The following is a 1,681-nucleotide window of genomic DNA, read 5'->3' on the forward strand; positions in this document are numbered from 1 at the left end:
CTGCTCCTCATGACCGTTCCACTCTGACCTTCGCTTCCCGCCCCGAAGGTCTTTTTTTCTGGGCCACTTCGCAACCAATCCAGAGTGTTAGCGGAAGTAACTGACTTCTTGATTAACAATCAAATTTTTTTCTTTCCTAAGAATAAAGCAACTCTATGCTCTTTATTAATAACTCCACCTGCTTTATCGATTGAATTTTTAATTCTTTCTAATAAGACATCCTTTGTTCGTTCTGACAATAATCTGTGTCTAGAATTGGTATTTAACAAAGAAACAAAATCATTGCTTGTATAACTCTGAATTTGACTATATTCTTGAACGATAATATTTTTAAATATTCCTGTTCGAATTGTTGTTTCCTTCCTTTTATTCACAACTTCATTTGGTGATTGATACTTAGAATCATCCAAATGTGGTGCTAATTTTTGATAATGTGAACGAATATCATTGTGAAGAGTATCAAACAATGGAACATGTACAGTCCAGAAAAAAGCTATTGATCCCTCATCATCTAGAAGTTCCCATACTCTTCTGTATCCGAAGGTAGGATCAATAAAGTGAAATGCTGTTCCAGAAATCGCTAGATGATATGGACTTCCTTCTCCATCCCATTCTTCAAATGATGTATTGATAACTTTAATCGTTCCATAAGTTTTAAACTTTTCAGTTGTAAACTGTGCTAATTTATCACCAAGTTCAATACACGTGATGTTCTTATAATCCTTGTTAACCAGTCCGCCAGTAGCTTGCCCAGTTCCACAGCCAATTTCAAGAATTTTTTGTTCCATTGAAATATTCGAATAATTTAGAATGTCATCAAACATTTCATCAGGGTATGTTGGTCTATACTTTTCATAATCACTAGCTATGAAATTAAACGTTTCTTTATTCTCCATGTCATAGCCCTCCAATATGCTTTTCGGTTATTTCCGCTAACGTTCAGGGTTCATGACGTCCGACGAAGTCGGATGTGTCCGGCTGATTCTACTTCCTGGCTTCATACCTCCGGTCCGGACCAAGCGGCGAATGCCGCGCAGCATGCACCCGTTGTTAGATGATGGTGACAACTTCTCTGCTTAACTTACAAAATAGTTCTTAATAGTATTTCAATAATTCTTTATCAATTTCATCAATATAACCAATTTCTGTGGTTCCGTCCCAAAAAATTATTTTGTTTGCCTCATCATTCTTTAAAAAAGGCCTCTCTAATTCAATATCTGCACTGAAAAGCCCTCCGTATTCGACCTTTCCACTCTTTAAGGTAAACTTCATTAATCCTCTAAACTCAATTCGCTCTGGAATTTGATTGGTTTCTTCAAACATTTCCCTTTCCGCACAGTCCCTTAGGGTTTCTCCAGCCTCAATCATCCCCCCTGGTAATTCCCAATTTTTCTTCCAACTATTAAATAAAAGCAAGAAGCCATCTTTATTTTTTGCGACAACTAATGCATGGGTAATTGGATTAATGTCAATATTATCGAATTGATCTTCCTTAGTTTTAATGAATTCTTCAAAAACATCACCTTTTCGGTTTGTACATATCATCATCGATCTCTCCTGCTAGAGTATTCTCTTTTGTCACTTTCATCTAACGTTCAGAGTTCATGACGTCCGACGAAGTCGGATGTGTCCGGCTGATTCTGCTTCCTGGCTTCATACCCCCGGTCCGGACCAAGCGGCG

Annotated in this window: 2 protein-coding genes; both read right to left on the reverse strand. The window is 37.6% G+C overall.

The annotated features are described in order from the left end of the window. Positions 1–119 precede the first annotated feature (119 nt). The gene (locus IDH44_RS26235) at positions 120–896 is read right to left on the reverse strand and encodes a class I SAM-dependent methyltransferase (protein ID WP_190921778.1); all 777 of its coding nucleotides are present in this window, start codon (positions 894–896) and stop codon (positions 120–122) included. Between the two features lie 199 nt (positions 897–1,095). After that, positions 1,096–1,548 carry an NUDIX domain-containing protein gene (locus tag IDH44_RS26240; RefSeq protein WP_190921779.1) on the reverse strand — a complete coding sequence of 151 codons (453 nt, stop codon included), beginning with the start codon at positions 1,546–1,548 and terminating at the stop codon, positions 1,096–1,098. Between the last annotated feature and the right edge of the window lie 133 nt (positions 1,549–1,681).

The sequence above is a fragment of the Paenibacillus sabuli genome (genome assembly GCF_014705605.1).
GTDB classification, from domain to species: domain Bacteria; phylum Bacillota; class Bacilli; order Paenibacillales; family Paenibacillaceae; genus Paenibacillus_D; species Paenibacillus_D sabuli.